Genomic DNA, 22,895 nt, shown 5'->3' with positions numbered 1-22,895 from the left:
GTGGTCAGCGTTCGGGCACCAGCCCGCGCGGCGCGAAGCGCAGGACCAGCAGCAGGACCGCCCCCATCGCGATGAAGCGCATATGCGGCGCGCTTTCCAGCAGATGCGCCTTGAGCGGGCCATCGGCCATCGGCCCGGTCAGAAGCGCGATCAGGGCAGGGCCCCAGACCTCGGCCTTGATCCAGAGGAACCAGATCAGCACCGCGCCCAGAACCGCGCCCCAGTTGTTGCCCGAGCCGCCGACGATCACCATGACCCAGATGAGAAAGGTGTAGCGCAGCGGGTTGTAGCTGGTCGGCGCCAGAAGCCCGTCCAGCGTCACCATCATCGCCCCGGCGATGCCGATGACGGCCGAGCCCAGGATGAACACCTGAAGGTGCCGCCCGGTGACGTTCTTGCCCATCGCCCCGGCCGCGGTCTCGTTGTCGCGGATGGCGCGCATCATCCGCCCCCAGGGCGATTTCAGCGCCAGTTCGGCCAGCAGGATGATGACCAGCAGCACCACGAGAAACAGCGACATGTAGGACAGCTTGACCCAGATCCCCGACGCCTCGGCCACGGGCAGGCCCCAGCCTTGGGCGAACGCGACAAAGTCGGGGTTGCGCTGCAGGTCGATCTCATACGCGACGGGGCGCGGGATCGAGGTGACGTTCATCACGCCGCGCGCCAGCCATTCCTCGTTGCGCAGCACCGCCACGATGATTTCGCCGATGCCGAGCGTGGCGATGGCCAGATAATCCGACCGCAGGCCAAGCGCGACCTTGCCGATCGCCCAGGCCGCGGCGGCGGCAAACAGCCCGCCCACCAGCCACGAGACCAGCACCGGCAGGCCCAGCCCGCCGATATTGCCGTGCCGCGCGGGGTTGTTGGCCTCGATGGCCGCGACGGCCGGATCGAACAGGTGGCGAAAGAGAAAGAAGCCCGCGATGAGCACCAGCGCCACCGCCCAGCCCTTGCGCCACCGCCGCCAGACAAGGCTGGCTGCCGCCAGCACCCCCAGCCCTACCAGAAGCGACAGGATCAGTCGCGGCCCGCCCGCTTCCCATGCGCCTTCGACCGGCGGAAGCGAGACCAGCACCGGGGCCAGTCCACCCAGGGCCAGAAAGCCCACGACCCCTACGTTGAAGAGGCCCGCATAGCCCCATTGCATGTTCACCCCAAGCGCCACGATGGCCGAGATCAGCCCCATGTTCAGGATTGCCAGCGCCGTGTTCCAACTGCCCGAGAACATCGCGTTCCTGACCGTGCCCTCCAGCAGAAACAGCACGGCCAGGATCGCCAGCACGATGGGCGCCCGCCAGGGGCTGGAGGCTGCGGCTTGTCGGTTTGTTGCCATGATGAACCCCTCCTTAGACCGACTTGCCGCGGAACAGGCCCGTGGGCCGGAACAGCAGCACCACGATCAGGATCACGAAGCTGACGGCGAATTTGTATTCGGTGCCCAGAAGCTGCATCAGGTTGCCCGGCCCCGGATCATACCAGGGCGCGATATAGCTGACCACGCGCACCCAGGGATAGGTGACTGCGACCTCGGAAAAGGCGACCAGAAACCCGCCCGCAATGGCGCCGAGCGGATTGCCCAGGCCCCCCACGATGGCAGCCGCGAAGATCGGCAGCAGGATCTGGAAGTAGTTGAAGGGCCGGAAGGACTTGTCCAGACCATAAAGCGTGCCCGCAATCACCATCAGCCCCGCCGCGATGATCCAGGTCAGGCGCACGACGCGTTCGGGGTCGATCCCCGACAGCAGCGCAAGATCCTCGTTGTCGGAATAGGCGCGCATCGCCTTGCCCGACCGGGTGCGGTTCAGGAACCAGAACAGCGCCACCATCACCGCGAAGGCCAGCACCACCGTCAGCGCCTGGGTCGAGCGCAGCGCCAAGCCCTCGGCCAGGCCAGTCACCTCGCGGAAGGTGCGGACATCGATCAGGAAGCGCGCGCCGTCGTCGAAGCGCTGTTCGTTCACTCCGATCAGCAGGCGCGTCAGGCCGTTCATCACGAACATCACGCCCACCGAGGCCATCACGAAGATGATCGGTGCGGCCTTCTGGCGGCGGTAGAAGCGATAGACCGCGCGGTCCGTGCCCAGGACCAGCAGCGCCGTCAGTGCGATGGCCAGCGGCAGCGCCAGCAGCGCGGTCGGCAGCGGGAAGATCGAGACGCCAAGCGCCTGCAACCCCCAGGTCAGCAGGATCACGATGGCCGTGCCGAAGGCCATCGTGTCGCCATGCGCGAAGTTCGAAAAGCGCAGGATGCCATAGATCAGCGTCACGCCAAGCGCCCCGAGCGCAAGCTGCGCGCCATAGGCGGCGGCGGGGATGAACACGAAGTTCAGAAAGACCACGAGGCCGTTCAGGATATCCATGGCTCAGCCCCCCAGGAAGGTGCGGCGCACCTCGTCGTTCTGCATCAGTTCCTTTCCGGTGCCGGTATGCGCATTCGCCCCCTGCACCAGCACATAGGCCTTGTCGGCGATCATCATGGCCTGGCGTGCATTCTGCTCGACCATCAGCACGGGCAGGCCGCCGCGTGCGATGGCGATGATGCGGTCGAAAAGCTCGTCCATCACGATGGGGCTGACGCCCGCAGTCGGCTCGTCGAGCATCAGGACCGAAGGTCGGGTCATCAGCGCCCGTCCCACCGCGACCTGCTGGCGCTGGCCGCCCGACAATTCGCCCGCCGCCTGGCGGCGCTTGGCGGCGATGGCGGGGAACAGTTCATAGACCTGTTCCATCGTGGCGCGGATGTCGTCCTTGCGGATATAGGCGCCCATTTCCAGGTTCTCTTCGACGCTCATCGAGGGAAAGATGTTGTTGACCTGCGGCACGAAGCCCATCCCCGCCCTGACCCGGTCCTGCGGGTTCAGCGCGGTGATGTCTCGCCCGTCCAGCCGCACGCTGCCCTGGCGCAGGTTCAACATGCCGAAGATGGCCTTCATGGCGGTGGACTTGCCCGCGCCGTTCGGGCCGACGATCACGGCGATCTGGCCCTTTTCCACGGCGATGGTGCAGTTGTGCAGGATGTCCGCGCCCTTGCCGTAGCCGCCGGTCATGTTCTCGCCGATCAGGAAAGGATCGCCGGGGCGCCCCTCGCCCACGGGGCCGGAACGACGGGTGCCGTCGGTCGTGCCGCGCCCCTGGGGATTGACCACCGACAGGTCGCGGTTGCCGCGATTGCCGAAAACTGCGTCCTGATCGCTCATCCGACCATGTCCTTGTTCTTGAGACCGGTGCCCAGATAGGCCTCGATCACGGCCTCGTTCTGCATGATGTCGGCGGCGCTGCCCTGGGCCAGAACCTTGCCTTCGGCCATGACGATGACCGGGTCGCAGAGCTTGCCGATGAAGTCCATGTCGTGTTCGATCACGCAGAAGGTGTAGCCGCGTTCCTTGTTCAGCCGGATGATTGCGTCGGCGATGGTCATCAGCAGCGTGCGGTTCACGCCTGCGCCGACCTCGTCCAGGAACACGATCTTGGCGTCCACCATCATCGTGCGACCCAGTTCCAGCAGCTTCTTCTGTCCGCCCGACAGATTTCCCGCCAGTTCGTCCGCCAGATGGCGGATGGTCAGAAACTCCAGCACTTCGTCGGCCTTTTTCCGCAAGGCGCGTTCCTCGGCCCTGATGCGGCCGCGTTGCAGCCAGGTCTTCCAGATCGTCTCGCCCGACTGGCCGCCCGGAACCATCATCAGGTTCTCGCGCACCGTCATCGAGGCGAATTCATGCGCCAGCTGGAAGGTCCGCAACAGGCCCTTGTGGAACAATTCGTGCGGAGGCAGGCCGGTGATGTCCTCGCCATCCATCAGGACGCGGCCCGAGGTGGGGGGCAAGACGCCCGCGATGACGTTGAACAAGGTCGATTTTCCCGCCCCGTTCGGCCCGATCAGCCCGGTGATCGAGCCGGTCTCGATCGTCAGGCTGGCACCGTCCACGGCGCGAAAGCCGCCGAAATGTCTGTGAAGGTTCTCGACCCTGATCATGTTGCGCTTCCCTGTTGTCCCATGCGGGAGAAAGCCGGCCGTGTTCGTGGCTCGTATGATTGCAAAATGGCCCGGCACCGCGAAGGGTGCCGGGCCTGTCAGTCTCCTGCAGGATCAGCGGAAGCCGATCGTCTCGATCCTGCCGTCCCGGATCTCGATCTCGCGGAAGCTGCCGCCCGCCTCGCCCGAGCCGATCAGCTCGACCGCGGTCGCGCCGACATAATCGACCTCGCCGCCATCCGCGATGATTTCCAGCGCCTTGGCCAGTTCGCCGGGCAGGATCGGCTCGCCGGGGGCGTTGGCCACGTCCATGATGTGGTTCTTGTATTCGGCCGGGTCGCTGCTGCCCGCCTTGGCCATCGCCAGAAGGATCAGGGCCGCCGCGTCATAAGACTCGCCCGAATAGACGCCGGCGCCGTCGAAGCCCGCTTCCTCGGCCAGGGCCAGGAACAGGTCGCGGCCCTCGCCTTCGGCGGCGGGGTTCTGGCCGAAGCTGCCGTCGATTTCAGAGCCGAAATTGCTTTCCAGAGCGCTGCCGACCATGCCGTCGGGGAAGACAAAGGTGTCAAAGGCGCCCGTATCCAGCGCAGCGCGCACCACGCCCGAGCCGCCCTGATCGACATAGCCCGCCACGACCAGCGCATCGCCGCCCGCTGCGGCCAGTGCCGCGACTTCGGCCGAATAATCGGCCTTGCCGTCGTCATGGGGTGCGTTCACGGTGACGGTGCCGCCCGCCTCCTGGAAGGCCGCCGCGAAGCTGTCCGCCAGCCCCTTGCCGTAATCGTTGTTGGTATAGGTCACGGCGACGCTGTTCAGGCCGCGTTCCATGATGATTTCGGCCATGACCTGGCCCTGACGCGCATCCGAGGGCGCCGTGCGGAAGAACAGGCCGTCATCCTCGATCGTGGACAGGGCGGGCGAGGTGGCCGAAGGCGAGATCATCACGATCCCGTTCGCCCTGGCGACATTCTCCAATGAGGCGATGGTCTCGCCCGAGCACATGCCGCCGACAATGCCGCGCACGCCTTCGGCCGTGATCAGACGCTCGACCGTGGCGGTGGCGGCGGCCGCGTCGATGCAGGTCGAATCGCCGCGAACCGGAACGACGGTGGCGCCGCCCAGCAGCAGACCCGAATCCGACACTTCCTTCATCGCCAGCTCGGCGCCTGCCGCCATCGCGGGCGACATCGATTCCAGAGGCCCGGTGAAACCGAGCGAGATGCCCAGCTTGATGTCTTCCGCTCCGGCCGCACCGGCGATCAGCGCCCCGGCGGCGGTTGCGAGGAGAAGTTTTTTCATTCTGTAGTCTCCCAGTTGGAACATTGTCCTGTCGGCAGGTTAGAAGCAGCCCGCTGAAAAGGGAAGCAGGATCGCGGCCGATATGCGTCTGCCCTGTATGCGTTTGCCCCGTGGCCGTTTGCGCGTCGTGGGCAAGGGTGACGCCATGCCGCCATGCAAAAGGGGCCGCGACGGGCCCCTTTCCTGATGAGGGTCGCGCCCGCCTCAGCTTTCCTCGATCACCTGACGGCGGGCCTCGTCCATCAATTCGGCCATCTTGGCGCGGATGGTTGCGGCATCGGCATGGCCGGTCAGGTCGGCCTCGACCTTGCGGAACACGTCCTCTTCGCCCGGTTCCTCGAAATCGGCGTTGACCACGCTCATGGCATAGGCGCGCGCATCGTCGCCCGTCTTGCCCAGTAGCCCGGCGGCCCATTCGCCCAGCAGGCGGTTCCGGCGGGCCTCGGCCTTGAAGCGCAAGTCGGCGTCATGGGCGAATTTCGCCTCGTAGGCGCGTTCGCGGTCGTCGAACGTGGACATCTGAACCCTCCTGCTTGTGTTCTGCAAAGGATATGCCCCCGCGCAGCGACGCCTTCAAGCCTCGTGTATTGCCCCGGCAGGGTGTTCTGGGATAAGGCGCCACTTTGGGGACACGCGAAAGGACGGTCGGCTGATGGCACCGCGGCGCAAGAAGATTTACGAAGGCAAGGCCAAGATCCTTTACGAAGGCACCGAGCCGGGCACGCTCATCCAGTATTTCAAGGATGACGCTACTGCCTTCAACGCGCAGAAAAAGGCCACGATCGAAGGCAAGGGGGTGCTGAACAACCGCCTGTCCGAGTTCTTCATGCAGGGCCTGACGAATATCGGCGTGCCCAACCACTTCATCCGCCGCGTGAACATGCGCGAGCAGCTGATCCGCCAGGTCGAAATCATTCCGCTGGAGGTGATCGTGCGCAACTTCGCCGCCGGCTCGCTGTCCAGGCGGCTGGGGCTGGAGGAAGGCACGATGCTGCCGCGCCCCATCGTCGAATACAGCTTCAAGAACGACGAGCTGGGCGACCCGATGGTCAGCGAGGAATATATCATCGCCTTCGGCTGGGCCACGCAGCAGGATCTGGACGACATCGTGTCGCTGGCGCTGCGCGTCAACGATTTCCTGTCGGGGGTGTTCTATGGTGTCGGCATCAAGCTGATCGACTTCAAGATCGAGATCGGTCGCGTCTGGGACAACGATTTCATGCGCCTGATCGTCGCCGACGAGATCAGCCCCGACAGCTGCCGCCTGTGGGATATCAAGACCGGCCAGAAGCTGGACAAGGACGTGTTCCGCCGCGATCTGGGCAACCTGACCGATGCCTATACCGAGGTGGCGCGCCGTCTGGGCCTGATGCCCGCCAACACGACCAGCCTCAAGCCGACCGCGATCAACTAGGGAGCCCGCCATGAAAGCACGCGTCACCATCATGTTGAAGGATGGCGTCCTCGATCCGCAGGGCGAAGCGATCCGACACGCGCTTGGCGGGCTGGGTCACAAGGGTGTCACCGGGGTCCGGCAAGGCAAGCTGATCGAGCTGGACCTGGACGCTACCGATCCCGAGGCCGCCCGCGCCGAGGTCGCCCGCATGTGCGAAGGGCTTCTGGCCAATACCGTGATCGAGAAATACGCGATCGAGATTGCCTGACCCTTGGGCTGACGCTGCGGCAACCTGCCTTTATCGTCAGGTTGTCCATGCGACCCCGTTGCAAAAGGCGCGCGATTGTCGCCCAATGTGCGGATGATGCAGACAGACACCGTTCCTTCGCAACCCGGCCAGCCCGGCGCGGCGCCGGTCATAGAGATCCGCGACCTGCGCAAGGCCTATGGCCCGCTCGAGGTGCTCAAGGGCGTGTCGATGACCGCCCCGCGCGGCCATGTGATCAGCCTGATCGGCTCATCCGGGTCGGGTAAATCCACGCTGCTGCGCTGCTGCAACCTGCTGGAAAACAGCCAGTCTGGCCAGATCCTGTTCCAGGGAGAGGCCGTGCGCTGGAAGGGACAAGGCGCCTCGCGGGTGCCTGCCGACCGCGACCAGGTCACCCGAATGCGCACGAATCTGTCCATGGTGTTCCAGCAGTTCAACCTGTGGTCGCACATGACGGTCCTGCAAAACGTCATGGAGGCTCCGGTCAGCGTGCTGCGCCAGGACCGCGCCGAGGTCGAGGACCGCGCGCGCGCGCTTCTGGCCAAGGTCGGGATCGGGGACAAGGTCGACGCCTGGCCGGCCCAGCTATCGGGCGGCCAGCAGCAGCGGGCCGCGATCGCGCGCGCCTTGTGCATGCAGCCCGCCGCGCTGCTTTTCGACGAGCCGACCAGCGCGCTGGACCCCGAGCTTCAGCAGGAGGTCGTGCGCGTCATCAAGGATCTGGCCGCCGAGCACCGGACCATGATCATTGTCACCCATGACATGCGCCTGGCCGCCGATGTCAGCGATCATGTCCTGTTCCTGCATCAGGGCGTGATCTGCGAAGAAGGCCCGCCTGAAAGGCTGTTCGGGAACCCGCAGACCGATCGTCTGCGGCAATTCCTGTCAGCCTCGATGGTCGAATAATCACCAACAGGAGAGAACCGAATGAAAACTCTGACGCTTGCCGCTGCCGCTCTTGCGTTGACTGCCGGGCTGAGCTCGGCCCAGACCATCCGCATGGGGACCGAGGGCGCCTATCCTCCGTATAACTTCATCGATGACGCGACGGGGCAGGTCACGGGCTTCGAGATCGAGCTGGGCAATGCGCTGTGCGAGCGCGCCGGACTGGAATGCACCTGGGTCCGCAATGACTGGGATTCGATCATCCCGAACCTTGTTTCGGGCAACTACGACACGATCATGGCCGGCATGAACATCAACGAGGATCGCAAGCAGGTCATCCAGTTCACCCAGCCCTATACCCCGCCCATGCCCTCGGCCTATGCTGCCCTGTCCCCCGATGTCGATGTCGAGAATGGCGTGGTCGCGGCGCAGACGAACACCATCCAGGCGGGTCATGTGGCTCAGACCGGCGCCACGCTGCTGGAGTTCCCCACCCCCGACGAGACCATCGCCGCCGTCCGCAACGGCGAGGCCGATGCGGTTTTTGCCGACAAGGACTTCCTGGCGCCGATCGTGGCCGAATCGAATGGACAGCTGGTCTGGGTCGAGGGCTTCGACACCGTTCCCATGGGCGAGGGGATCGGCATGGGTCTGCGCCAGTCCGACAACGAACTGCGCGAGACCTTCGACGCCCAGATCACCGCAATGAAAGAGGACGGCAGTCTGAACGAGCTGATCCGCAAATGGTTCGGCGAAGACGCGCTGGTCTTCGAGTGATCCATTGATCTGACCTGCCGCCGCGCGTGCTGACGTGCGGCGGCCCGTTCGGGATGGCCGATGTTTTCCTATTGCTCTGATCCCTCGCAACTCGAGGGCCTGGTCTGGATGTCATGCTACCTGACCTCGGGGACGCATCTGCTGTTCTATGCCAGTTTCGGGACGGTTTTCCTGCTGCTGGCGCTGACCGCGCCCGCCGCGCTGGCGCTTGGCTATGCCGGGGCGCTGGCCTCGCGGTCACAGATCGCGCCGCTGCGCTGGTTCGGCAAGACCTACACCTCGATGGTGCGGGGCATTCCCGACATCCTGTTCTTCCTGTTCGTGCCGATTGCCTTGGATCAGGGGCTGGAATGGGTCCGCCACCAGTTCCTTTGCGACAGCGGTACCCCCGTCAGGCAGGGAAACGACTTCGTTGTTTGCCCGGCCGCCAAGCTGCCGCTGAACAATGCCGCCGAATGGGTCCACAACACCTACAACCTGACCTTGGCGATCATCGCCTTTGCCGTGGTCTTCGGCGCCTTCGCGGCCAATGTGCTTTACGGCGCGATGCAGGCTGTCCCGCGCGCCCAGCTTGAAACCGCCGAGGCCTACGGCATGACCCCCCGTCAGGTGATGCGCCGCATCCTCGTGCCGCAGATGTGGATTTATGCGCTGCCCGGCCTGTCGAATCTGTGGATGATCCTGATCAAGGCGACGCCGCTGCTGTTCATCCTGGGGATCGAGGACGTGGTCTATTGGGCGCGCGAACTGGGCGGGGCCAAGACCTCGGCCTTCAGCTATCCGCATCCCGACTGGCGGCTTTACTACTTTCTTGCGCTGCTGGTCTTTTACCTGCTGATGACGGCGATATCGGAACGCGTGCTGGCGCGCGTCACGCGCCGCCTGTCGCGTGGTCAGGCGACGCTTGGCGGCGAGGCTCTGCGCAGGGAGGCCGCCGCATGAGTTGCGCGCAGACCATCATCGACTATGGCCTGCGCTCGATCGGCATTGGCGAAAGGCTCTTGCCGCGCGCCGATTACACGCTGTGCCAGCAGTTCACGCTGATCGGGTCGGGGCTGATCTGGAACCTCTATTTCGCGGTCCTGGCGCTGGCCTTCGGCTTTGTGCTGGCCAACCTGCTGGCGCTTGGCAAGGCCAGCCGGAACCCCTGGCTGAACCGCCCCTCGGATGCGTTCATCTTTGTCTTTCGGGGCAGTCCGCTGTTCATCCAGTTCTTTCTGGCCTACGAACTGCTGGTCCTGCTGCCGCGCGCGGGGATCGAGATCTTCGGCTTCACGGTCCAGACAAGCTGGTTGACCCGTGCCTGGGCGGGCGCGCTGATCGTCCTGATCCTGAACACCGCCGCCTATTCGGCCAACATCTTCCACGGCGCGCTGATGGCGGTGCCGCGCGGCGATGTCGAGGCCGCGGACGCCTATGGCATGACAGGCTGGACCCGGTTCCGCAGGGTGATCTGGCCCTCGATGATGCGGCTGGCCTGGCCCAGCTACACGAACGAGGCGATCTTTCTGTTCCACGCCACGACGCTGGTCTTCTTCTCGGGCTTTCCGGCCTTCCAGCAACAGGGCGACGCGCTGTATTACGCGCGCTATTTCGCGGACCGCACCTTCAACCCCTTTGTCGCCTATCCCATTGCGGCGCTTTATTTCGTGCTGGCGACCTTGGCTTTGATCTGGCTGTTTGGCAGGGTGAACCGGCGGTTGAACCGCCATCTTCCGGGCCCCGCCAGGCGCCTGCGTTACCGCCCCCTGCTGTTGAGATGAGATCATGGACTGGCTGAAAGAGCATCCCGAGGTCAAGACGATCCGCGTGGCCGCCGCCGATCTGAACGGCGTCGCGCGCGGCAAGCGTATCCCGGCGCGCTATGCCAGCAAGCTTCTGGATGAGGGGACCAAGTTTCCCTATTCGGTATTGAACCTGGATATCTGGGGCGAGGATGTCGAGGACAGCCCGCTGGTCTTTGAATCCGGCGATCCCGACGGGCTGCTTCTGCCCACGGAACGCGGCTTTCTGCCCATGCCCTGGCTGGATGCCCCGACCGCGCTGCTGCCGCTGTGGATGTTCCACCCCGACGGCCGCCCCTATGAGGGCGATCCGCGTCAGGCGCTGGCGCGGGTGGTGGAACGCTACAAGGCCGCAGGCCTGGTCCCCGTTGTCGCGACCGAGCTGGAGTTCTTCCTGATCGACGACAGCGGCAAGCAGCTGCGCGTGCCGCCCAGCCCTCGTTCCGGCAAGCGCCGCACCGGCGGCGAGGTGCTGTCGCTGCGCGCGCTGGATGCGTTCGACCAGTTCTTCACCACGCTCTATGATGCCTGCGAGTCGATGGATATTCCCGCCGACACTGCCATATCAGAGGCCGGGCCGGGTCAGTTCGAGATCAACCTGATGCATCAGGCCGATCCGCTGAAGGCGGCCGATGACACATGGCTGTTCAAGATGCTGGTCAAGGGCATAGCTCGCCAATACGGCTTTGCGGGCAGCTTCATGGCCAAGCCCTACGAGGCTTTCTCGGGCAACGGGCTGCACATGCATTTCTCGATCCTGACCGAGGACGGGCGCAACATCTTCGACAATGGCGGCGAAGAGGGAACCGAGGCGCTGCGCCATGCCGTCGGCGGCTGCCTGCGCGCCATGCCCGGCTCGACCCTGTTGTTCGCCCCGCACGAGAACAGCTATGACCGGCTGGTCCCGAACGCCCATGCGCCGACCGGGATCGGCTGGGCCTACGAGAATCGCACCGCCGCCATCCGCATCCCCTCAGGCCCCCCGCGGTCGCGCCGGATCGAGCATCGTGTGGCGGGGGGCGACGTGAACCCCTATCTGACCATCGCGGCCATTCTGGGCGCGGCGCTGAACGGCATCCAGGACGGGATCGAGCCGCCCCCTGCCTTCAAGGGCAACGCCTATGACCAGAACCTTGCGCAGTTGCCCGGCGACTGGGGTGCAGCGATCGAGGCTTTCGCTGCCTGCCCCGAGATCCGACGCATTTTCCCCGATCACCTGGTCGAGAATTATCTGATGACCAAGCGGCAGGAATTGCACTACATGGCGGAATTGTCCGACGAGGAAACGGTCGAACTGTATCTCGACACTGTCTGACCCACTCTGCGCCATCCCTCCATCAAGGCCGGTTCGCCGGGTCTTTGTGACGCGCCGTCACGGGACGGCCAGGAATATGTGGCGCCGCAGCATCGCGGTGCTGCCGGACGGGATGCGGGCTGACCATCCGAACAGCCGTCTCAGGCCTGGCTTCCTGCGGGGCCTGGTCTTCTGGACTGGTCCCACGCTTCGCCCGGCGGCCGATCCTCGGGTGCCGATCGACGCAGAGGCGTATCGCAGGATCGAGGACGAGCGTGACGGCCTCTGCTCTTTCGAGGCGGGCGCGGATCTGCGCCTTGCGCGCGAAGATATCCGGCCTTGATCCCACCACAGGTCATCGGCTTGAACGAAGCCTCTGCGACGCTGATGGACCGGCTGACGATCCACGACAAGCCGGGCGCGCTGGACGGGCTGACCGCACATCAAGGTAGAACGCCGCGACGGGGCGTAGCCGCCTTGGTTCATGGCTCGGCCTCTTCGCCCGGCCTTTGCCGGCATATCACCCGGATGAGGGTCGTCAGAGCGGGGCTGCGGAGCCCATGCGGGTTCCTTGCCCGAAACCCGCCCCTTGACGCGCGCTGGCGCCCGCCCGCACAACGGGGATCTGACAAACAGGAGAGCGCGATATGGTCGATCTGACGGGCAAGGCGGTTCTGGTGACAGGGGCGTCGCGCGGCATCGGCGCGGCGGCGGCGCGGGCCTTTGCTGCGGCCGGCGCACTCGTCGGCGTGATGGCTCGGAGTGCCGAGGCCGTCGAGGCGCTGGCAGACGAGATCGGCGGCTTGCCGCTGGTGGGCGATGTGGCTGTGGCCGGGGACATGGAGCGGGTCGTGACCGCCCTGCACGACCGGGCCGGGCGGCTGGACGTGCTGGTGAACAATGCGGGACTGATCGGGCCGTTGAGCCGCATGGATCTGGCCGATGCCAAGGACTGGGGCGCGTGCATCGACGTGAACATCAAGGGCGTCTTTCACGGCATCCGGGCGGTGCTGCCGCTGATGCGTGCGGCGGGGGGCGGCACGGTCCTGACCATCGGCTCGGGCGCGGCCCATCGCCCGCAAGAGGGCTGGAGCGCCTATTGCGCCAGCAAGGCCGGGGCGCTGATGCTGACCCGGTCGCTTGACCTCGAGGCGCGGGGCGATGGTATTCGCGCGATCAGCCTGTCGCCGGGCACGGTTGCGACCGACATGCAGCGCGCGATTCGCGATAGCGGGGTGGGCCCGGTCAGCAGGCTGGACTGGTCCTTGCACATCCCGCCCGAATGGCCTGCCCGCGCGCTGGTCTGGATGTGCGGATCCGAGGCCGATCCCTGGCTGGGCGACGAGATCTCTCTGCGCGATCCCGATATCCGGCGCCGTATCGGTCTGGCGGACTGATCGCAGTCAGGCTGCGCGAAGGCTTCGGATCGCCGCAGCCAGAGGAGGGGCCATGCGGCGGCGGAAGTCCTCGGGTTGCCACTCGGCCAGCGATCCGGCGATATGGACCGCACCGACCGGTCGCCCCTGTGGGTCGGAGATTGCCATGGCGATGGCCACCTCGCCCATCAGCACCTGCTCCAGCGCCAGCGCGTGACCGTCGCGGCGAACCGCGGCGATCTGGGCGCGGATCGCGTCGGGGTCGGTCAGGCTGCGCGGCGTCAGCGCGCGCAGGGGCGCGCGGGCCAGGATCGCGTCGATCTCGGCATCCGGCAGCAAGGCCAGCGCCGCCCATCCGCCCGAAGAACCGGTCACTGGCACGCTATGGCCGACCAGCGTGGCAAAAAACGCCTCGCGCTTGCTTTGCAGGCGGGTCGCATAGACCATCCTCACCCCGTCGAACAGCGACAGGTCCACCCGTTCCTGCACCTGCCGTCGCAATTCCAGCAGCACCGGGCTGGCGCGCCGTAAAACCGGGTTCATGCGCAGGTAATCATGCGTCAGATCCAGAATCGGCAGATTCAGCAGAAACCCCCGGCCGTCATCGGCCAGCGTCAGATAGCCCAGCTTTCGCAACGTGTGGACCAGTCTTTGCGCCGCGCTGCGCGTCAGGCCGGTCCGCGACGCGATCTCCGCCAGCGACAGGGGCCGGTCGGCATCGCGAAAGGATTCAAGAACGCTCAGTCCGCGGGCAAGAGATCGGTTGAATAGCCCGTCCGCGCCTCTGGACGGATCAGAATGATCGTTTTCGGTCACTGGCGTGTCTCTGGCGTTGACAGGTGGAAAACCAGACTTCTAATCTCATTATGCAATGCAGCCGTATCGGATAGCAATACAGATGTCCCGACCTGCCCAGACCGCGCGCATCGCTCTTGCCGGTTTTGTGCAAGGGGGCGATTCCCCTGCGCCAAGCCGGGGCGAGATGGCGGCCTTTGAACAGGGCGGGGACCATCTGCCGCTGCGCCCGAACCTGCCGGTTGCGGGGATGATCGACCATCCAGGCCAGGCGGGCTTGACGCTGCTGCTGCAGGTCTCGGCGGAGGCGGCGCCTCGCGCGCAGGTGTCGCAGACCTTCGGCGGGCGGCTTCGCGGTCGAGCCCCTGTCGGACGGGCATCATCGTGCGACCGGTCCCGGTTTCGGCGGCGTGCATCGGCGGCCTGGCCTTGCGGCGCTGCTGCGGATCGCCTGCGCCCGGATGGCCGTCAGTCGGGGAAAGGCGCAGATGGCCGATCGGCGGATTCCTGTTTTCCGGGCGGCGAGCCTCGGGCGCAGAAAATCCGCCTGGAGGCGGGCTACAATCATCTTCGCGCCGATTTCGCGCTCTGTGCGGCGCGCATCCTGAGCTGCGCAGCACCCGGCCTGATGCCCCTTGGTCCGGCAGCGACGCGGCCCTTTCTGCATTTTGCCCCCGGCCTCAGGCTTCTGGTCGTCACCCGGCCCTTTTCCGCAACCGCGCAAGCCGGCGCCAAGACCGGCCAGCACCATCGCCATACAGAGAGGACATCATGTTCAACCGACTGACCGCGGGGCTTCTGGCCTCGACCATGCTGGCCGGCACGGCCTTTGCCGAAACCACGATCACCGCCGTGATGCATTCGGGCCTGCGCGTTCTGGACCCGATCATCACCACGGCCCATATCACCCGCAATCACGCCTACATGATCTATGACGTGCTGGTCGCGCAGGACAGCCAGTTCCAGCCGCAGCCGCAGATGGCCGACTGGACCACATCGGATGACGGGCTGACCTGGACCTTCACCCTGCGCGAAGGGCTGGTCTTTCACGATGGCGCGCCGGTGACGGCGGCCGATGCGGTTGCCTCGCTGAAGCGGTGGGCGCAGCGCGATGCGGGCGGCCAGGTCATCATGGACCGCACCGAAAGCCTTGAGGCCACAGACGACCGCACGATCACCTGGACCCTGACCGAGCCCTTCGTGCCGATGCTGGACGTGCTGTCCAAGCAATCCGCCATCCCGCCCTTCATCATGCCTGCCCGCGTGGCCGAGACGCCCGCCGACGAGGCAATCACCGAATATATCGGCTCGGGGCCGTTCCGCTTCCTAGAGGCCGAGTTTCAGCCGGGCCTGAAGGTCGTCTATGAGAAGTTCGACGATTATGTGCCGCGTGACGAACCGGCCGACTGGATGGCGGGCGGCAAGGTGGTGAATGTGGATCGCGTCGAATGGGTCAACATGCCCGATGTGCAGACGGCGGTGAACGCGCTGTCCAGTGGCGAAATCGACTATATCGAGGCGATGCAGGTCGATCTGATCCCGCTGCTAGAGGGCGATCCGAATGTCGTGGTCGAAAAGCGCGAGCCGACCGGGATGCAGACCATGGTGCGGATGAACTTCCTGCACCCGCCCTTTGACAATCAGCAGGTCCGGCAGGCGGCGCTGAAGGCGATCACGCAGGAACCGGTCCTGGCCGCGATGGTCGGCAATCCCGAATATTATCAGATCTGCGGTGCGGTCCTGGGCTGCGGCACACCTCTGGAAAGCACCGGCGGGTCCGAGACGCTGACCGAAGGCGGCGGGCAGGACGCGGCGCGCGCTCTGCTGGAAGAGGCGGGCTATGACGGCACGCCAGTCGTCATCATGGCGCCGACCGATCTGGTCGCGCTGGTCACGCAGCCGGTCGTGGTCTCGCAGGCGCTGCGCGAGGTCGGCTTCAATGTGGACATGCAGCCGATGGACTGGCAGACGCTGGTGACGCGTCGTGCCAGCCAGGCGGCCCCTGCCGATGGCGGCTGGAACATCTTCATCACCAACTGGATGGTGCCCGAGATCTCGAACCCGATCTCGAACCCGATGCTGAACGGGCGCGGCAACGATGCCTGGTTCGGCTGGCCCACCGACGAGACCATCGAGGCGCTGAAGGAAGAGTTCATCGACGCCGCCGATCCCGAGGCGCAGGCCGAGGTCGCTGCCCGCATCCAGGATCACGCCCTCGACAACGTGTTGCTGGTGCCGCTTGGGCAATACACCCTGCCGCAGGCGCGCCGCACGACGATCACCGACATGATCGACAGCCCGGTCCCGGTCTTCTGGGGCATCAACAAGACCGAGTGATCGACGCCCGTCAACCGGCGAGGGCGGCGCGTTCCGCCCTTGCCACATCTTTCGGCCCATTCCCGGAGGAGCCAGATGTCCGGCTATATCCTGCGGCGCTGTCTTGCCGTCATTCCCGTCATGCTGCTGGTCGCGGTCTTCGTCTTCCTGCTGCTGCGCCTGACGCCGGGCGATCCGGCCGCGATCATCGCGGGCGACATGGCCACCCCCGCCCAGCTGGAGCGTATCCGCGAGGCGATGGGCCTGAACGACCCTATCCCCGTTCAGTTCGCGACCTGGATCGGGCAGCTCATGCAGGGCGATCTGGGCGTGTCGCTGATCTCGAACACGCCGGTTTCGATAATGGTGGCCGAGCGTATCGGGCCGACGATCTCGATCGCAGTGCTGACCATCCTGATGTCGGTTGTCATTTCCGTGCCGATGGGTGTGCTGGCCGCGTGGAAACATCGCAGCGGCGTGGATTACGCGGTGATGACCTTTTCGGTCCTGGGCTTTTCGGTGCCGGTCTTCGTGATCGGATATCTGTTCATCCTGATCTTTTCGCTGAGACTGGGCTGGTTTCCGGTGCAGGGCTTTCAGCCGATCTCGGCCGGCCTGCGCCCATTTTTGTCCAGCGCCTTCCTGCCCGCGCTGACATTGTCCACGATCTATGTCGCCCTGATTGCGCGGATGACGCGGGCCAACATGCTGGACGTGCTGGGCGAGGATTACATCCGCACCGCCCGCGCCAAGGGCGCGCCCGAACGGCGCGTCCTGTTCCGCCATGCGCTGAGGAATGCCGCCGTGCCGATCCTGACGGTGATCGGCACCGGATTTGCGCTGCTGATCGGGGGCGTGGTGGTCACGGAAACCGTCTTCAACATCCCCGGATTGGGGCGGCTGACGGTCGATGCGATCCTTGCGCGGGACTATCCGGTGATCCAGGCGATGATCCTGCTGACCAGCTTTCTCTATGTGCTGGTGAACCTTCTGATCGACCTCAGCTACAGCCTCTTTGATCCAAGGATCCGCTACTGATGGCACCGATCCCGCAACCCACTTCCGCGATGCAGCCCGTGCTGCGCGCGCTGCGCCTGCCGCAATTCGGTCTGGGCGCGAAACTGGCGGCGCTGATCCTGGCGGTCATCGTCCTGCTGACGCTGCTGGCGGGCTGGATCGCGCCGCATGATCCGCTGGCCATGAACCCGATGGTGCGCCTGCAGGGATCGCAACCGGGCCATCCGCTCGGCACCGACAATTTCGGGCGCGACATCTTCAGCCGGGTGCTGATCGGCGGCCAGTTATCGCTGATCATCGGCATCGCCACGGCGGTGGTGGCCGTGACCCTGGGCCTGGTGATCGGACTGGTGGCGGGGTTCTTCCGCACCGCGGATGCGATCATCATGCGGGCGATGGATGCGCTGATGGCGATCCCCTCGATCCTTCTGGCCATCGCGCTTGTGGCGCTGAACGGGCCGTCCGTCGGGTCGGTGATCGCCGCCATCACCATCCCCGAGATCCCGCGCGTGGTCCGTCTCGTCCGCGCCGTGATCCTGTCCGCGCGCGAGGAACCCTATGTCGAGGCTGCCATCGCGCTTGGCACCCCCATGCGCAAGATCCTGGTCCGCCATCTGGTCCCGAACACCACGGCGCCCCTGATCGTGCAGGGCACCTATATCCTGGCCTCCGCCATCCTGACCGAGGCGATCCTGTCCTTTCTGGGCGCGGGCGTCAGCACCGAGACCCCCACCTGGGGCAACATCATGGCCGAGGGGCGGCAGTTCTTCCGCATCAAGCCGGAGCTGATCCTCTATCCCGGCATCGCGCTGTCGCTCTGCATCCTGTCGATCAACCTGCTGGGGGACGCCGCGCGCGACATGCTGGACCCACGGCTGAAGAAGAGGGCAGGCTGATGCGCTTCAAGACCGGCACTTTCGACGCGGCCGAGGTGGTCCTGACCGTCCGCGACCTGTCCGTGACCCTGCCCGAGACGCCAGGCAATCCGGCGGTGCTGAAATCCATCGACGTGACCATCCGGGCGGGGGAAACCGTCTGTCTGGTCGGCGAATCCGGGTCGGGAAAATCCGTGACCTCGCTGGCTGTGATGGGGCTTCTGCCGCAGGCGCTGCGCGTGGCGGGCGGCAGCATCCATCTGCAGGGACGTGACCTTCTGGCGCTGAGCCGGGCGCAGATGCGCGATCTGCGTGCGGCCCGCGTCGCCATGATCTTTCAGGAACCCATGACCGCGCTGAACCCCGTCCTGCGCGTGGGCGACCAGATCATGGAGGTGATGGAGCTTCACACCCAGCTTTCCGCCGCCGAACGCCGCCGCCGCGCCATCGCCATCATGGAGCAGGTCCATCTGCCCGATGTTGACCGCATCTTCCGGTCCTATCCGCACCAGCTGTCGGGCGGGCAGCGCCAGCGCATCATGATCGCCATGGCGCTGGTGCTGGAGCCCGCGCTGCTGATCGCGGACGAGCCCACGACCGCGCTGGACGTGACGACCCAACGCCAGATCCTGTCGCTGATCGACGAATTGCAGCAGAAGCACGGGACCGCCGTCCTGTTCATCACCCATGACATGGGCGTGGTCGCCGAGATCGCGGATACGGTCTATGTGATGAAGCAGGGCGAGATCGTCGAGCATGGCGCGGTCGAGTCCCTGCTGCGTGCGCCCAAGGCCGATTACACGCAGAAATTGCTGCGCGCCGTGCCAAGCCTTGCGCCGCGCCCCGCACGCGCGATGGGCGGCGATCCGGTCCTGCGGGTCGAGGGTCTGAACAAGGTCTATGGCGGCGGCGGTCTCTTTCGCAAGCTGCCGGTGGCCCATGCGGCCAAGGATGTAACCTTCGCCCTGTCGCGGGGCCGGACCTTGGGGATCGTGGGGGAATCGGGGTCGGGCAAGTCCACCGTGGCGCGCTGCATCATGCGGCTGATCGAGCCCTCCTCGGGGCGGATCATGCTGGACGGGGCCGATATCGCGCCCCTGTCCCGCGCCGCCCTGCGCCCGCATCGCCGCAAGCTGCAGGTGGTGTTCCAGGACCCGATGCGGTCGCTGAACCCGCGCTGGACGGTGGGCGAAAGCCTGATCGAAGGGCCGCTGAACTATGGCACGCCCCGCCGCGAGGCCATGGCCGAGGCCGCCCGCCTGATGGGCGTCGTGGGCTTGCCCGAGGATGCGCTGCGCCGATATCCGCATCAGTTTTCCGGCGGGCAGCGCCAGCGCATCGCCATCGCCCGCGCGGTGATGATGCGCCCCGACGTGCTGGTCGCGGACGAGGCGGTCTCGGCGCTGGACGTGTCCGTTCAGGCTCAGGTGCTGGACCTTCTGGACCAGCTCCAGCGCGATCTGGGCATCGCCATCGTCTTCATCACCCACGATCTGCGTGTCGCAGCCCAGATCTGCGACGAGGTGATCGTCATGCAGCGCGGCGCGGTGGTCGAACACGGCCCCGCTGGCCAGGTCCTGGCCGCCCCCGCCCATCCTTATACCCGCGCCCTGATCGAAGCCGCCCCCGGCCGGGCCTGGGACTTTCAGAATTTCCGCGAGATGCCAGAGGTGATCCATGCCGAACCTGCCTGAAATCGACGCCGCTGCGTCTGACCTGACAGCGATCTTCCGCGACCTCCACGCCCATCCCGAGATCGGGATGGAAGAGGTTCGCACCGCCTCGGTCGTGGCCGCGAAGCTGCGCGAATGGGGCGTGGACGAGGTGCATGAGGGCGTCGGCAAGACCGGCGTGGTCGGCATCCTGCGCGGGCGGGGGCAGGGCAACCGCCGCATCGGCCTGCGCGCAGACATGGACGCGCTGCCGATCCACGAGACGACGGGCCTGCCCCATGCCTCGACCAACCCCGGCAAGATGCATGCCTGCGGCCATGACGGGCATACGACGATGCTGCTGGGCGCGGCGCAATATCTGGCGCGGACGCGCAATTTCGACGGCACGGCGGTTCTGATCTTCCAGCCTGCCGAGGAAGGTCTGGGAGGCGCCCGCGCCATGATCGTGGATGGGCTGTTCCGCCGCTTTCCCGTGGACGAGATCTACGGGATGCACAATCAGCCCAATGGTCAGCCGGGCCGCGCGAGCCTGTGCAAGGGTCCGGCCATGGCGGGCGCGTCGTTTTTCGACATCACCGTGACGGGCAAGGGCAGCCACGCCGCGATACCCCAGCAATCGCGCGACGCACTGGTCGCGGCCTCGGGGCTGGTCGGGCAGTTCCAGACGATCCTGGGCCGCAACGTCGCGCCGCTGGATCAGGCGGTCCTGTCGGTGACGCAGATCCATGCGGGCAGCGCCTATAACGTGGTGCCGGAATCCGCGACGCTGGCCGGCACGATCCGCTTCTTCAAACCCGAGGTGCGCGACCTGATGCAGGCGCGGATGCGCGCCATCTGCGAGGGCGCCGCGCAGGCCTTTGATCTGTCGATCACCTGCGAGTTCCGCGAGATCTTCGACGTGCTGGTGAACGATGCCGACCTGTCCGACGCCTGGACCCAGGCTGCCGCCGATATCCTGGGCGCAGAAAATGTGCGCGACGACGCCCAGCCCTTCACCGGCTCCGAGGATTTCGCCGACATGCTGCAACAGGTGCCGGGCGCTTACGGCAATCTGGGCCATGCGGGCACCGTGCCGCTGCACAATCCGGGCTTCGTGCTGGACGAAGGAACCCTGCCGGTCGGCGCGTCCATCTATGCCCGCCTGATCGAACGCCGCCTGCCGGTGGCGGCATGAGCGCGCTTGACCTGCCCTTTGACGCGGATGCGATGCTGGCGGGCCTGCGCCCCTGGATCGAATGCGAAAGCCCCACCTGGGACGCCGCCGCCGTCAGCCGGATGATGGATCTGGCCGCGCGCGACCTGTCGGCCATTGGCGCGACGGTCGAGACCGTGGCGGGGACCAAGGGCTTCGGCACCTCGATCCGCGCGCGTTTTCCGCATCCCGATCAGGGTCAGCCGGGCATTCTTGTCTCGGGGCACATGGACACGGTCCATCCGGTCGGAACGCTGGAAAAACTGCCCTTCCGCGTCGAGGACGGCAAGGCGTGGGGGCCGGGCATCATGGACATGAAGGGCGGGAACTTCGTCTTTCTTGAGGCGATGCGCCAGATCGTCCGCGCCGGTTTGACGACGCCATTGCCGGTCACGTTTCTCTTTACCCCCGACGAGGAGGCCGGCACCCCCGCCACGCGCAGCCTGATCGAGGATGCCGCACGCGGTCAGCGTGCCGTGCTGGTTCCCGAACCGGCGCTGCCCGATGGCGGCGCGGTGATCGGCCGCTACGCCATCGCGCGTTTCGACCTGTTGACGCGTGGGCGGCCCAGTCATGCGGGCTGGGCGCTCAAGGACGGGCGATCCGCCATCGCCGCCATGGCCCGCCGCATCCTGCAGATCGAGGCGATGACGACCGAGGATTGCACATTTTCGGTGGGCGTCATCCATGCCGGACAATGGGTTAATTGCGTGGCCTCGGAATGCCGGGCCGAGGCCTTGTCGATGGCCAAGACGCAGGACGATCTGGACCGTTGCGTTGCCGCGATGATGGCCCTTCAGGGCGAAGAGAACGGCGTCGAATTCACCGTCACCCGCGGCGTCACCCGCCCGGTCTGGGAACCGCAGCCCGGCACGATGGCGCTTTACGATCTGGCGCGAAGCATCGCGGGCCGGATCGGCTTCGACCTGACCTCGGACCGGTCGGGCGGGGGGTCGGACGGGAACTTCACCGGGGCGATGGGCGTGCCCACGCTGGATTCCATCGGCGTCCGGGGCCGCGGCCTGCATACGCTGGACGAGCATATCGAGGTGGCCAGCCTGACCGAGCGCGCCCGTCTGGCCGCAGGGCTGCTGACCGAGATTCGCTAACCCCGGTTCAGCGATCCGGCGGCGGTCATCGCCAGAGGCGCGAAATTGCGCGCGAAGCTGTCCGCATCCCATTCGGCCAGCGATCCGGCGACGTGGATCGCGCCGATGGGGTGCCCGGCCTCGTCCAGAACCGGGACACCAAGCGCGATCTCACCCGCGACGATCTGTTCCTCGGCAATGGCGTAACCGGCTTCGCGCGCCTCGGCCACGCGCGCCATGATGGCCGCGGGGTCGGTCAGCGTGCGGCTGGAATAGGGAACCAGCGGGGATCTTGCGATGACGGACCTGGCTTCGTCCTCGGGCAGTCGGCTCAGGATCGCGCGCCCGCCCGCAGTGCAGTAGAGCGGCACGCTGGTCCCGATCAGCGAGGCTGCGTAGAAGCCGCGCTTGGACTGGAAGCGCAGCGCATAGACCAGCCGCAGATCGTCGCGCAGGCTGAAATCGACCCGTTCTCCGGTGGCGGCGCGAAGCTCCATCAGCACGGGCAGGACGCGCGCGATCTCGGGGTTCAGGCGCTGGTAATCCAGCGCGTGATCCAGCAGCCGCAGCCCCGGCAGATAGCCCCGGTCGGCAGGGTCGCGGCGCAGATAGCCCTGCTGGCGCAGCGTGTGGACGATCCGCTGCACCGCGCTTTTGGTCAGCCCGCTCTGCGCCGCGATCTCGCCCAGGGACAGCGGCCCAGAGGCGCCGTGAAAGGCCGACAGGACGCGGAAGCCCCGCGCGATGGAATCGACGAACAGCGCGTCATCCTGCGGCGCGGGGACGGGCAGGGGGGGCAGGACGGGGCGGGTGATGTCGGTCATGCGGGTTCGCCTTGACGGGCCGCAAAAGCGGGGCATATCATCGTAACGATACTACCGTAT

General features: G+C 66.0%; 24 protein-coding genes. 16 read left to right on the top strand and 8 right to left on the bottom strand.

Going from position 1 to position 22,895, the window contains the following annotated elements; genetic code table 11:
* Positions 1-4: 4 nt before the first annotated feature.
* From KY389_RS05030 to KY389_RS05005, 6 genes are all read right to left on the bottom strand, one after another.
* Complete coding sequence (locus tag KY389_RS05030) at positions 5-1,336, bottom strand: branched-chain amino acid ABC transporter permease (RefSeq protein ID WP_219829754.1); 1,332 nt, start codon at positions 1,334-1,336, stop codon at positions 5-7.
* 13 nt (positions 1,337-1,349) lie between these two features.
* Positions 1,350-2,363, bottom strand: a complete 1,014-nt coding sequence (locus tag KY389_RS05025) for a branched-chain amino acid ABC transporter permease (protein ID WP_219829753.1) — start codon at positions 2,361-2,363, stop codon at positions 1,350-1,352.
* A 3-nt stretch (positions 2,364-2,366) separates the two neighbouring features.
* Positions 2,367-3,200 carry an ABC transporter ATP-binding protein gene (locus KY389_RS05020; RefSeq protein ID WP_219829752.1) on the bottom strand — a complete coding sequence of 278 codons (834 nt, stop codon included), beginning with the start codon at positions 3,198-3,200 and terminating at the stop codon, positions 2,367-2,369.
* The gene (locus KY389_RS05015) at positions 3,197-3,976 is read right to left on the bottom strand and encodes an ABC transporter ATP-binding protein (protein ID WP_219829751.1); all 780 of its coding nucleotides are present in this window, start codon (positions 3,974-3,976) and stop codon (positions 3,197-3,199) included. The genes KY389_RS05020 and KY389_RS05015 overlap by 4 nt, the downstream gene beginning before the upstream one ends.
* A gap of 114 nt (positions 3,977-4,090) precedes the next feature.
* Complete coding sequence (locus KY389_RS05010) at positions 4,091-5,275, bottom strand: ABC transporter substrate-binding protein (RefSeq protein WP_219829750.1); 1,185 nt, start codon at positions 5,273-5,275, stop codon at positions 4,091-4,093.
* 204 nt (positions 5,276-5,479) lie between these two features.
* The gene (locus KY389_RS05005) at positions 5,480-5,794 is read right to left on the bottom strand and encodes a DUF1476 domain-containing protein (protein ID WP_219829749.1); all 315 of its coding nucleotides are present in this window, start codon (positions 5,792-5,794) and stop codon (positions 5,480-5,482) included.
* 133 nt (positions 5,795-5,927) lie between these two features.
* Here KY389_RS05005 and purC point away from each other — a divergent pair, with 133 nt between their 5' ends.
* From purC to KY389_RS04960, 9 genes are all read left to right on the top strand, one after another.
* The gene (purC, locus tag KY389_RS05000; RefSeq protein ID WP_219829748.1) at positions 5,928-6,689 is read left to right on the top strand and encodes a phosphoribosylaminoimidazolesuccinocarboxamide synthase; all 762 of its coding nucleotides are present in this window, start codon (positions 5,928-5,930) and stop codon (positions 6,687-6,689) included.
* Positions 6,690-6,699: 10 nt separating this feature from the next.
* Positions 6,700-6,939 (top strand): phosphoribosylformylglycinamidine synthase subunit PurS, encoded by a 240-nt coding sequence (gene purS / locus KY389_RS04995; RefSeq protein WP_219829747.1) that lies wholly within the window; start codon positions 6,700-6,702, stop codon positions 6,937-6,939.
* A 96-nt stretch (positions 6,940-7,035) separates the two neighbouring features.
* A complete protein-coding gene (locus tag KY389_RS04990; protein WP_425517144.1) occupies positions 7,036-7,845 on the top strand; it encodes an ABC transporter ATP-binding protein in 810 nt (269 codons plus the stop codon).
* Positions 7,846-7,866: 21 nt separating this feature from the next.
* Entirely contained in the window at positions 7,867-8,601 is a 735-nt protein-coding gene (locus tag KY389_RS04985) for a transporter substrate-binding domain-containing protein (RefSeq protein ID WP_219829745.1), read from the top strand.
* Between the two features lie 60 nt (positions 8,602-8,661).
* Positions 8,662-9,543 (top strand): ABC transporter permease, encoded by an 882-nt coding sequence (locus tag KY389_RS04980; protein WP_219829744.1) that lies wholly within the window; start codon positions 8,662-8,664, stop codon positions 9,541-9,543.
* Entirely contained in the window at positions 9,540-10,364 is an 825-nt protein-coding gene (locus tag KY389_RS04975; RefSeq protein ID WP_219829743.1) for an ABC transporter permease, read from the top strand. Before KY389_RS04980 ends, KY389_RS04975 begins: the two co-directional genes overlap by 4 nt.
* 4 nt (positions 10,365-10,368) lie before the next feature.
* Complete coding sequence (locus tag KY389_RS04970; RefSeq protein ID WP_219829742.1) at positions 10,369-11,700, top strand: glutamine synthetase family protein; 1,332 nt, start codon at positions 10,369-10,371, stop codon at positions 11,698-11,700.
* Positions 11,701-11,776: 76 nt separating this feature from the next.
* Positions 11,777-12,022 (top strand): hypothetical protein, encoded by a 246-nt coding sequence (locus tag KY389_RS04965; RefSeq protein WP_219829741.1) that lies wholly within the window; start codon positions 11,777-11,779, stop codon positions 12,020-12,022.
* A gap of 304 nt (positions 12,023-12,326) precedes the next feature.
* Positions 12,327-13,076 carry an SDR family oxidoreductase gene (locus KY389_RS04960; protein ID WP_219829740.1) on the top strand — a complete coding sequence of 250 codons (750 nt, stop codon included), beginning with the start codon at positions 12,327-12,329 and terminating at the stop codon, positions 13,074-13,076.
* 6 nt (positions 13,077-13,082) lie between these two features.
* Here KY389_RS04960 and KY389_RS15710 read toward each other — a convergent pair whose 3' ends face one another.
* Positions 13,083-13,871, bottom strand: coding sequence for an IclR family transcriptional regulator (locus tag KY389_RS15710; protein ID WP_219829739.1), 789 nt, complete (start codon positions 13,869-13,871; stop codon positions 13,083-13,085).
* A gap of 256 nt (positions 13,872-14,127) precedes the next feature.
* Between KY389_RS15710 and KY389_RS04950 the strand changes: the two genes are divergently transcribed.
* From KY389_RS04950 to KY389_RS04920, 7 genes are all read left to right on the top strand, one after another.
* On the top strand, positions 14,128-14,637 hold the full coding sequence (locus tag KY389_RS04950) for a hypothetical protein (protein WP_219829738.1): 510 nt from the start codon (positions 14,128-14,130) through the stop codon (positions 14,635-14,637).
* A complete protein-coding gene (locus KY389_RS04945; protein WP_219829737.1) occupies positions 14,622-16,187 on the top strand; it encodes an ABC transporter substrate-binding protein in 1,566 nt (521 codons plus the stop codon). The genes KY389_RS04950 and KY389_RS04945 overlap by 16 nt, the downstream gene beginning before the upstream one ends.
* A gap of 75 nt (positions 16,188-16,262) precedes the next feature.
* Positions 16,263-17,204, top strand: coding sequence for an ABC transporter permease (locus tag KY389_RS04940; protein ID WP_219829736.1), 942 nt, complete (start codon positions 16,263-16,265; stop codon positions 17,202-17,204).
* A complete protein-coding gene (locus KY389_RS04935) occupies positions 17,204-18,079 on the top strand; it encodes an ABC transporter permease (RefSeq protein ID WP_219829735.1) in 876 nt (291 codons plus the stop codon). The genes KY389_RS04940 and KY389_RS04935 overlap by 1 nt, the downstream gene beginning before the upstream one ends.
* The gene (locus tag KY389_RS04930; RefSeq protein ID WP_219829734.1) at positions 18,079-19,752 is read left to right on the top strand and encodes an ABC transporter ATP-binding protein; all 1,674 of its coding nucleotides are present in this window, start codon (positions 18,079-18,081) and stop codon (positions 19,750-19,752) included. Before KY389_RS04935 ends, KY389_RS04930 begins: the two co-directional genes overlap by 1 nt.
* The gene (locus tag KY389_RS04925) at positions 19,736-20,905 is read left to right on the top strand and encodes a M20 aminoacylase family protein (protein WP_219829732.1); all 1,170 of its coding nucleotides are present in this window, start codon (positions 19,736-19,738) and stop codon (positions 20,903-20,905) included. The genes KY389_RS04930 and KY389_RS04925 overlap by 17 nt, the downstream gene beginning before the upstream one ends.
* A complete protein-coding gene (locus tag KY389_RS04920) occupies positions 20,902-22,032 on the top strand; it encodes a M20/M25/M40 family metallo-hydrolase (RefSeq protein ID WP_219829730.1) in 1,131 nt (376 codons plus the stop codon). Before KY389_RS04925 ends, KY389_RS04920 begins: the two co-directional genes overlap by 4 nt.
* Here the strand turns inward: KY389_RS04920 and KY389_RS04915 are convergent.
* Entirely contained in the window at positions 22,029-22,835 is an 807-nt protein-coding gene (locus tag KY389_RS04915) for an IclR family transcriptional regulator (protein ID WP_219829728.1), read from the bottom strand. The genes KY389_RS04920 and KY389_RS04915 overlap by 4 nt on opposite strands.
* Positions 22,836-22,895: the final 60 nt, after the last annotated feature.

The sequence above is a fragment of the Paracoccus bogoriensis genome (assembly GCF_019431455.1).
In the GTDB taxonomy this organism is placed as follows: domain Bacteria; phylum Pseudomonadota; class Alphaproteobacteria; order Rhodobacterales; family Rhodobacteraceae; genus Paracoccus; species Paracoccus bogoriensis.
The sequence above is the reverse complement of the archived record's forward strand: the minus strand, read 5'-3'. Positions and strand labels throughout refer to the sequence as shown.

What these genes read in the sequence shown, in the direction of transcription:
- KY389_RS05030 (WP_219829754.1), bottom strand. Translation starts at nt 1,336, where the DNA reads ATGGCAACAAACCGACAAGCCGCAGCCTCCAGCCCCTGGCGGGCGCCC.
- KY389_RS05025 (WP_219829753.1), bottom strand. Translation starts at nt 2,363, where the DNA reads ATGGATATCCTGAACGGCCTCGTGGTCTTTCTGAACTTCGTGTTCATC.
- KY389_RS05020 (WP_219829752.1), bottom strand. Translation starts at nt 3,200, where the DNA reads ATGAGCGATCAGGACGCAGTTTTCGGCAATCGCGGCAACCGCGACCTG.
- KY389_RS05015 (WP_219829751.1), bottom strand. Translation starts at nt 3,976, where the DNA reads ATGATCAGGGTCGAGAACCTTCACAGACATTTCGGCGGCTTTCGCGCC.
- KY389_RS05010 (WP_219829750.1), bottom strand. Translation starts at nt 5,275, where the DNA reads ATGAAAAAACTTCTCCTCGCAACCGCCGCCGGGGCGCTGATCGCCGGT.
- KY389_RS05005 (WP_219829749.1), bottom strand. Translation starts at nt 5,794, where the DNA reads ATGTCCACGTTCGACGACCGCGAACGCGCCTACGAGGCGAAATTCGCC.
- purC (WP_219829748.1), top strand. Translation starts at nt 5,928, where the DNA reads ATGGCACCGCGGCGCAAGAAGATTTACGAAGGCAAGGCCAAGATCCTT.
- purS (WP_219829747.1), top strand. Translation starts at nt 6,700, where the DNA reads ATGAAAGCACGCGTCACCATCATGTTGAAGGATGGCGTCCTCGATCCG.
- KY389_RS04990 (WP_425517144.1), top strand. Translation starts at nt 7,036, where the DNA reads ATGCAGACAGACACCGTTCCTTCGCAACCCGGCCAGCCCGGCGCGGCG.
- KY389_RS04985 (WP_219829745.1), top strand. Translation starts at nt 7,867, where the DNA reads ATGAAAACTCTGACGCTTGCCGCTGCCGCTCTTGCGTTGACTGCCGGG.
- KY389_RS04980 (WP_219829744.1), top strand. Translation starts at nt 8,662, where the DNA reads ATGTTTTCCTATTGCTCTGATCCCTCGCAACTCGAGGGCCTGGTCTGG.
- KY389_RS04975 (WP_219829743.1), top strand. Translation starts at nt 9,540, where the DNA reads ATGAGTTGCGCGCAGACCATCATCGACTATGGCCTGCGCTCGATCGGC.
- KY389_RS04970 (WP_219829742.1), top strand. Translation starts at nt 10,369, where the DNA reads ATGGACTGGCTGAAAGAGCATCCCGAGGTCAAGACGATCCGCGTGGCC.
- KY389_RS04965 (WP_219829741.1), top strand. Translation starts at nt 11,777, where the DNA reads ATGTGGCGCCGCAGCATCGCGGTGCTGCCGGACGGGATGCGGGCTGAC.
- KY389_RS04960 (WP_219829740.1), top strand. Translation starts at nt 12,327, where the DNA reads ATGGTCGATCTGACGGGCAAGGCGGTTCTGGTGACAGGGGCGTCGCGC.
- KY389_RS04945 (WP_219829737.1), top strand. Translation starts at nt 14,622, where the DNA reads ATGTTCAACCGACTGACCGCGGGGCTTCTGGCCTCGACCATGCTGGCC.
- KY389_RS04940 (WP_219829736.1), top strand. Translation starts at nt 16,263, where the DNA reads ATGTCCGGCTATATCCTGCGGCGCTGTCTTGCCGTCATTCCCGTCATG.
- KY389_RS04935 (WP_219829735.1), top strand. Translation starts at nt 17,204, where the DNA reads ATGGCACCGATCCCGCAACCCACTTCCGCGATGCAGCCCGTGCTGCGC.
- KY389_RS04930 (WP_219829734.1), top strand. Translation starts at nt 18,079, where the DNA reads ATGCGCTTCAAGACCGGCACTTTCGACGCGGCCGAGGTGGTCCTGACC.
- KY389_RS04925 (WP_219829732.1), top strand. Translation starts at nt 19,736, where the DNA reads ATGCCGAACCTGCCTGAAATCGACGCCGCTGCGTCTGACCTGACAGCG.
- KY389_RS04920 (WP_219829730.1), top strand. Translation starts at nt 20,902, where the DNA reads ATGAGCGCGCTTGACCTGCCCTTTGACGCGGATGCGATGCTGGCGGGC.
- KY389_RS04915 (WP_219829728.1), bottom strand. Translation starts at nt 22,835, where the DNA reads ATGACCGACATCACCCGCCCCGTCCTGCCCCCCCTGCCCGTCCCCGCG.